9 protein-coding genes are annotated in these 7,113 nt (G+C 70.9%); 3 read left to right on the forward strand and 6 right to left on the reverse strand.

What is annotated here, in order from left to right; all coding sequences use genetic code 11:
* The first annotated feature begins 363 nt into the window (after window positions 1-363).
* Window positions 364-831: an RICIN domain-containing protein gene (locus EJG53_RS03360; protein WP_125043517.1), complete on the forward strand. Its 468-nt coding sequence runs from the start codon at window positions 364-366 to the stop codon at window positions 829-831.
* Between the two features lie 34 nt (window positions 832-865).
* Here the strand turns inward: EJG53_RS03360 and EJG53_RS03365 are convergent, their stop codons facing one another.
* Entirely contained in the window at window positions 866-1,975 is a 1,110-nt protein-coding gene (locus tag EJG53_RS03365) for a Gfo/Idh/MocA family protein (RefSeq protein ID WP_125043518.1), read from the reverse strand.
* A gap of 210 nt (window positions 1,976-2,185) precedes the next feature.
* Here EJG53_RS03365 and EJG53_RS03370 point away from each other — a divergent pair, with 210 nt between their 5' ends.
* On the forward strand, window positions 2,186-2,467 hold the full coding sequence (locus tag EJG53_RS03370; RefSeq protein ID WP_244954954.1) for an ArsR/SmtB family transcription factor: 282 nt from the start codon (window positions 2,186-2,188) through the stop codon (window positions 2,465-2,467).
* 119 nt (window positions 2,468-2,586) lie between these two features.
* Entirely contained in the window at window positions 2,587-2,982 is a 396-nt protein-coding gene (locus tag EJG53_RS03375; protein WP_125043519.1) for an RICIN domain-containing protein, read from the forward strand.
* Between the two features lie 93 nt (window positions 2,983-3,075).
* On the opposite strand, the gene EJG53_RS03380 is transcribed toward EJG53_RS03375, so the two are convergent.
* The 5 genes from EJG53_RS03380 to EJG53_RS03400 form a co-directional block, all read right to left on the reverse strand.
* Window positions 3,076-3,348, reverse strand: coding sequence for a DUF5133 domain-containing protein (locus tag EJG53_RS03380; protein ID WP_125043520.1), 273 nt, complete (start codon window positions 3,346-3,348; stop codon window positions 3,076-3,078).
* Window positions 3,349-3,414: 66 nt separating this feature from the next.
* The gene (locus tag EJG53_RS03385) at window positions 3,415-4,320 is read right to left on the reverse strand and encodes an RNA polymerase sigma factor SigF (RefSeq protein ID WP_241269066.1); all 906 of its coding nucleotides are present in this window, start codon (window positions 4,318-4,320) and stop codon (window positions 3,415-3,417) included.
* 192 nt (window positions 4,321-4,512) lie between these two features.
* The gene (locus tag EJG53_RS03390) at window positions 4,513-4,926 is read right to left on the reverse strand and encodes a DUF3662 domain-containing protein (protein ID WP_241269065.1); all 414 of its coding nucleotides are present in this window, start codon (window positions 4,924-4,926) and stop codon (window positions 4,513-4,515) included.
* A 375-nt stretch (window positions 4,927-5,301) separates the two neighbouring features.
* A complete protein-coding gene (locus EJG53_RS03395; RefSeq protein ID WP_125043522.1) occupies window positions 5,302-6,135 on the reverse strand; it encodes an ABC transporter permease in 834 nt (277 codons plus the stop codon).
* A complete protein-coding gene (locus EJG53_RS03400) occupies window positions 6,132-7,088 on the reverse strand; it encodes an ABC transporter ATP-binding protein (protein WP_125043523.1) in 957 nt (318 codons plus the stop codon). The genes EJG53_RS03395 and EJG53_RS03400 overlap by 4 nt, the downstream gene beginning before the upstream one ends.
* Window positions 7,089-7,113: the final 25 nt, after the last annotated feature.

Raw genomic sequence — 7,113 nt, forward strand, 5'->3', positions numbered from 1 at the left:
CCGCCCGCCGCTCCTCCCTTCCCCCCACCACCCGCTGACGCGGGCCGGGAGGAGCGGCCGGGCAGTGGCTGGACCCGAGTCGGGCGATCCCCCGCACCACCCAACCCAGGCAGCCTCGGCCGGAGCCCGCCCACGACGGGACCGGGCCTCCGAAGCCATGCCGAGTATATTGGCTCGGAGCCAGTCAACGCAGCGGCTGCACCATGACCATTTTCGAGCGGCCCCCTCGGCGGCCCCGACGATCATGATTCGACCGTCTCCGGTACGCCCTCCCGGCGCGGGAACCACGCCTGGCCCCACCCGTATTCGTACACTTGAGCGATATGGCGGCGACGGGCCGCGACAACGGGAAAAGGGGCGGACGTGAGTGGTGCCGAGGGTCTTGCGGCGGTCGGCGAGGGGGCGTATGCGCTGCGCAATGTGGGCAGCGGCCTGCTGCTGGAGGTCGAGGACGGCCGCAAGGGCAGCGGGGCGAACGTGCGGCAGGGCACGGAGGACGGTTCACCGGCCCAGTTGTGGCGGGTCACCGAGGTCCACCCCGGCAGCGGACTGCGCCATCTGACCAACGTGGGCAGCGGCAAACGCCTGGACGTCACCGGCGCCTCCACCGAGAACGGCGCCAACGTCCAGCAGTGGAAGGCCAACAACTACGGTGCGCAGGAGTGGCTGCTGGAGCAGGACGTGGCCGAGCCCGGCACGTTCACGCTGACCAACTACGCCAGCGGGCTGCTGCTGGAGGTCGCCGACGACAGCACGGAGCCGGGGGCCAACGTCCAGCAGTGGGAGGACCGGGACCGCCCGGGCCAGTGGTGGAAGCTGGAGAGCCGCTGACGCGCGGCGGCCTCCGGCCCGGGCACCGCCCCCTTCAGAACCCGGCGGTGCGCTCGATGCGGTCGAGCAGGCGGTGGCGGCGTACGGCGTGGGCGAAGTCCGGGGCGTGGTGGGTGCCGTCCGTGAGGTCGCGGCGGATCTGCGCGTAGGCATGGGCGACGGTGTACGCGACTTCCGTGGTGCGCCCGGCGAGCGCGGGAAGCGCCGCGTCGTACGAACCGGGAACCGGCAGTTCCGCCAGTTCCGTGTCCTCTCCCCGCGCGCCGTACACGGTGACCTGGCCGAACTGCAGATGCCCCGAGTCCCCGGTGACCAGCAGGTCGCCGGCGGTCCCGTTGATCTCCCAGTGGAAGTTGGTGGCGCGGGACAGGCCGCCGCGGAAGTGGAGCGAGGCCACCGCGCCGCCTTCGAGGACGCCGCTGACGGCGATCTGGTCCGGCACGTCCATCCGCGCCGGTTCACCGGTCACGTCGTTGTGCACCTTCGGGCGGCGGGTCGCCATGGCGGCGCCGAGGCCGGTGAACTCGCCGAGGGCCATGGTCACGGCGTCGACGGTGTGCCCGAAGGGGATGGTGAGCAGGGAGCCGCCGTTGGCACGGTCGAGGAGATAGGCGCCGTCCGGCTCGAACCGCGGCCCCCAGCGGCGGCCCGAGGCGATGACGCTGGTGGACAGCACTTCTCCCACATACCCGTCGGCGACCAGCTCCCGTACGTACCGGACGGGCGGCGCGGAGCGGGCCTGGAGTCCGACGAAGGTGCGGACGCCCCTGGCCTCGGCGACGGCCGCCAGTTCCTCGGTCTCGGCGAGGCCGTTGCCCAGCGGCCATTCGCTGAGCACCGCCTTGCCGGCTTCGAGGGCGGCCAGCACCAGTTCGCGGTGGTGCGGGACCTTCACGGCGACGACCACGAGGTCGACCTCCTCGCGCCGCACGAGCTCCCGGGCACTGCCGAAGGCCAGCGGAACGCCATACTTCTCCCCCGCCGCGCGCGCGGATTCCGGGGTGGTGGCGGAGAGGGCGCGCAGCTCGAACCCCGGTACGGCGGCGAGTGCGGGCAGGTGGGCGCGGGCGGCCCAGCCGCCGGAGGCACTGAGGCCGATGATGCCGACGCCGGTCGGGGCGGCGGAGGGAGAGTGCGCGGGCATGGCGGATTCCTTTCACCGGTCACGCGGTGGGGCGCTCGGTGTCGAGCGGGGATCATGACCGTAACCCATGTTCGCGTTAAAGCGAACATGAATCCGGGAGCGGTCACGGGGGTCACGCAAGGGACCGGTGAGGGATACTGAAGCCATGGCCAGCCGTACGTCCTCCCCCTGCTCCACCCCGACGAACGGGACTTCGACCTGTTCGCCGTCATGAGCGCGCTGACCGACCCGGTCCGGCTGAGCATCGTCCTGCGGCTCGCCACCGAGCCGGCGGTGCCCTGCGGCACCTTCGACCTGCCCATCGCCAAGTCCGCGCTCAGCCGGCATCTGCGGGTGCTGCGCGAGGCGGGCGTCATCAGCCAGCGGGACGAAGGCACCCGCCGGATCAACTCGCTGCGCGCGCGGGAACTGGACCGCCGCTTCCCCGGCCTGCTCACCCTCGTACTCAAGGAAGGCGCGGAGCGGGGCGCGCCGCAGCCGGCGGCCGGCTGAGACGGACACACGCCGCGCGCACGGCCCACCGCAGCTCACTTTCCGGGAGACGGTCGAGGAGGGGGCCGGCCGGGCGGTGGAGCCGTCTACTGGCTCGGCGTGTGCTCGGCGGCAGGGCCTTGGACGACGGCGCCGCCGACCCCGCCGGCTTCATCGAATTCATCGAGCAGACGCAGTTGGGTGGCCGCTTCGAGCTGGCGGGGGCGGTTCAGCCGGACGAGGCCCTCGTGGGCGGCTCAAGGTGGCGCGGGCCTCTTCGGTACGGCGCCATCCAGCTTCAGAACAGGGTGTCCGGTAAGTGCCTCGCCGCCACCAGCACCGAAACGGTCTACGCAAAAAACTGCGACAACGGCGACAGCGCTCAGTGGTGGACCGAGGAATATGTCAGCGGCGGCGTAGTCATGCTGATCAACCAGAGGAACCGGATGGCGCTGGACTCGGACGCCAGGGGCAACGCCTATCTGAAATCCCCCGGGGCGGGGAACACTTACCAGGAGTGGAAGGTGCTTCAGTAGGAGCCCGATGCCCGTGACGCCTGCGGCCGACAGCCAGAGCCCCCTCCCCGCCCACAGCGGAAAGGGGGCTCTGGCGCGCTCACGCCACCGCGCTCAAGCGGTCAGCCGCACGTCCGTACCGGCAGCCGGAGCCGCGTCCTCGATCCGGTGCGAGGCGTCCGTCACGCGGGGTGCGGCGGCGAGCTGCCGACGGGCGACGGCGAGGGCTTCCTCGACCCTCCGGGTCCCTGTCGAGACGCACAAGGTGTACGAGACGTCCTCCAGCCGCTGCCGGGACGCGGGCGTGCCCTCCTCCGCATGGAGAATCCGCAGCGTCTCGTACTGCTCGACAAGATCCCGCAGAATCGCGGGGTGGGCCGTCAACACGGTCTCTTTCCCTCCATGGCCGTAGGGTTTTTCACGGGGTGTCACACAATCCGCGGAGCGGTCGCGTCAGGCTTCGGCGCACAAGCCCGTGCGGAGCTTGCCGAGGGTGCGGGCCAGGAGCCGGGACACATGCATCTGGGAGATGCCGAGCGCCTCGCCTATCTTGGACTGCGTCATCTCCTGGCCGAACCGCATCTCGATGATCTGGCGTTCCCGGTCGTCCAGCTCCTGGATCAGCGGGGCGAGGGCGTGCAGGTTCTCGACGGTCTCGATGGCGGGATCGGTATCGCCCATGGTGTCGGCCACCGTACGGGCCTTGCCGCTCGCCGGGCCGTCCTCGGACTGCTCGTTGGGCGAGTCCAGGGAGCCGGCGGCGTAACCGTTGGCGGCGATCAGGCCGTCCAGGACCTCTTCCTCGGTGATCTTCAGATGGGTGGCCAGGTCCTTGACCGTGGGGTCGCGGTCGAGGGCGCCGGCCAGTTGCTCCTTGGCCTTGGCTATCTCCACCCGCAGCTCCTGGAGCCGGCGCGGGACGTGCACCGCCCAGCTCGTGTCGCGGAAGAAGCGCTTGATCTCGCCGACGATGTACGGCACCGCGAAGGAGGTGAACTCCACCTCGCGGGACAGGTCGAACCGGTCGATCGCCTTGATCAGGCCGATCGTGCCGACCTGGATGATGTCTTCCATCTCGCCGCTGCCGCGGTTGCGGAACCTGCTGGCGGCGAACCGCACCAGGGACAGGTTCATCTCGATGAGCGTGTTGCGGGCGTACTGGTACTCGTGCGTGCCTTCTTCAAGGCGGCAGAGCTGCTCGAAGAACAGCTTGGACAGCTCGCGCGCGTCCTTGGGAGCGACCTTCCCCGCGTCCTCGACCCACGGCAGTCCCTCGGCAACGCCCCGCGACTCGCTCGCCGGCCGGTCCGTACCGGCCGTCTTCCCGAGTTCCACAGTCCGCACTGCTGCCGTTGTCATGACTCGCCCTTCCTGCGTCGACGACGATGTGAGGGAGCGGGTTCCCAGATCCACACCACTCATTCCTCACAGATCAAAAACAGTCGGCGCAGGTCGGGCCATCAATGGCGCAATACAGACCAACAGAGGGGGGTAAATGGGGAAATTGGCGACAAAAGGTGCGCCTCGACCCGGGGTGGTGTGGGGTACGTCTCACGGGGAGGACGCTGTCGTGCGGGGCGCTTCCGGGGGCGTTTCGCTGAACGCGTCCGCCGGTATGTTGGGCATGGCCTGGCTGGTGATGCGGTAGCGCCCGTCGAGGGGTTCCTCGGCGCCGGTCACGTGGACGGTGAGCGGGCCGGCCCACTCGTAGTCGTGCTCGGCGGCGTGCCGGGCCAGGACGTCGGTCAGTTCCTGGCCGATCTGCCCGTCACGCTCGCCGAGCTGCTCGTGGACGTCGGGGGTCAGTTCCACCTTGTAGGCGTTGGGGACGAGGACGCGGCGCCTTCCGCACACCACGGCGTGGCGGTCGCATTCGCGTCGCAGGTCGTCGCAGAGCTCGACCGGATCGTTGCCGAGCACCTTGTCGACCAGCGCGCTCTCCCAGTGCTCCACCGTCTTTTCCATGCGCGTGAGCAATCCCATGCCCCGCCGGGTGCCCGGTTCGGGATATCCCATTCGGCGCGCCGGACATCGGCGGCCGCGACGGTGGACGCGCGTTCCCCTGACCGGTTACGGGTGCCGGATCTCCGGCGGAACCGGCGGCTCGGGAGCCGTGGGAGCCGCCGGGGCCTCGAACGGCGGCGGTTCCTCCGCCGCCGACTTCGGGCGGGCCGGCCGCGGTACGGCCGGGGCCGAAGGCGGGGCGGGGGCGACGGGCTCGGGTGCGGGCGGGCGGGGCGGAGCCGGGATCCGGAGGCCGGATTCCGCGTTCTCGGGCGTTGTGGACATGGTGTTTCCCTTCGGAGAGTGCGACTGGAACGGACGGCAGGTGACGGGAGGTCACCGCAGGACGCGGCGGGCGAACGAGCGCATGGCGAGCCGGCCGAATCCCACCGCGCCCACCAGGAGGGCCGTCAGGAAGGCCCAGGCGGGCATGGAGTCGATCTGCGGCGTGAGGACGGCGCGCAGGCCCTCGTTCATGTAGACCATCGGGTTGAGGAGTACGGCGTACTGGAGCCAGGGTGTGCTCTCCAGCGCCGTCCAGGGGAAGTACACGCAGCCGAGCATCATCGCGGGGAACATCACCAGGGTGAACAGGACCTGGATCTGGCGCGGGTCGATGCGGGTGGCCAGATACATGCCGATCGACGCGGCCAGTACCGCGCCGGCCAGCAGGACGAGGACCAGCAGCGGCCAGTCGGCGACCTCCACGGCGGGCGCGTGGCCCTGGGCGTGCACCAGCAGGACGACGGGGAAGACCAGCAGGCCGGCGACCAGGCCCTCGACCACGGCGGAGAGGATCTTCTGCAGGCCGAGCACCCGGACGGACACCGGGGCGAGCGCCCGGTCCTCGATGGCGCCGGGCCCGGACAACTCCATGACCAGGGGGAACGTCACGGCCGCCATCGCCTGCAGGACCATGGAGGAGCCCACCAGCCCCGGCACCATGACCGTCGAGAACGCCGCTCCCCCGGGCCCGGCGCCGCCGGCCCCGACCTTCGGCAGCACGTACGCGAAGACGAAGACGAACAGCAGCGGCTGGACGACGATACGGACGGCGCTCATCACGAAGTTGCGCCGCAGCACTCTGGCGTCGCGCGCCATCATGGCCGCGAAGGTGTGCAGCGCGCGGCTTCCGGCGGCCGGTGCCCGGGTGGGCACGGTGGTGGTCATTCGCGGAACTCCCGTCCGGTGAGGGTCAAGAACACGGTTTCCAGGCTGGGGGCGATCTGGGACGCGTCGACGACGGTGAGTCCCGCCTTGGCGGCCAACGCCACCAGGTCGCTGAGCACCCCGTCGGGGTCTCCGGCGAAGACCCGTACCTGGCCGTCCGTGGCCTCCACCCGGTCGGCCCGCGCCATCGCGTGGACCGCGGCGAGGTCGAAGTCGCCGCCCTCGTAGACGACGGTGACCACGGTCTCCGCACCGACGGACTCGCGCAGGGCCGGGACGCTGTCGCAGGCCAGCACCCGGCCGTGGTCGATCACGGCGAGCCGGTCGCAGAGCGTCTCGGCCTCCTCCATGTGGTGCGTGGTGAGCAGGATCGTCTGGCCTTCGGCCTGCAGTCCGCGCAGGACGTCCCAGAGGTGGAGGCGGGACTGCGGGTCGAGGCCGGCCGTCGGCTCGTCGAGGAAGAGCACGTCCGGGCGGTGGACGAGGGCCCGCGCGATCATGACGCGCTTGAGCTGGCCGCCGGAGAGTTCGAAGACCCGGGCCCGGGCGCGGTCGGTCAGTCCGAAGAGGGCGAGCAGGGCCCGCGCCCTGGCCCGGGCGTCCCGGCGGCCGAGGCCGAAGTACCGGCCGCGGAACTCCAGGTTCTCGGCCACGGTCAGTTCGATGTCGAGCGTGTTGTCCTGCGCCACCACGCCGATGCACCGCTTGACCGCCACCGCGTCGGCGGCCACGTCCAGGCCGCAGACCGCCGCGCGGCCCGCCGTGGGCCGGACCATCGTGGTCAGCATGCCGATGGTGGTGGACTTGCCGGCGCCGTTGGGTCCGAGCAGTCCGAAGAACTCGCCCTTCGCCACGCTCAGCCCGAGACCGCGGACGGCCTCCGTCGCACCGCCGCCCGGCCCTGGGTAGCTCTTGCGCAGACCGTCGGCGTGGATCGCCAGATTGCCGGTCATCGGGGCACCTTCCTGTTGTCGCCGC

The organism is Streptomyces chrestomyceticus JCM 4735 (genome assembly GCF_003865135.1).
Classification (GTDB): domain Bacteria; phylum Actinomycetota; class Actinomycetes; order Streptomycetales; family Streptomycetaceae; genus Streptomyces; species Streptomyces chrestomyceticus.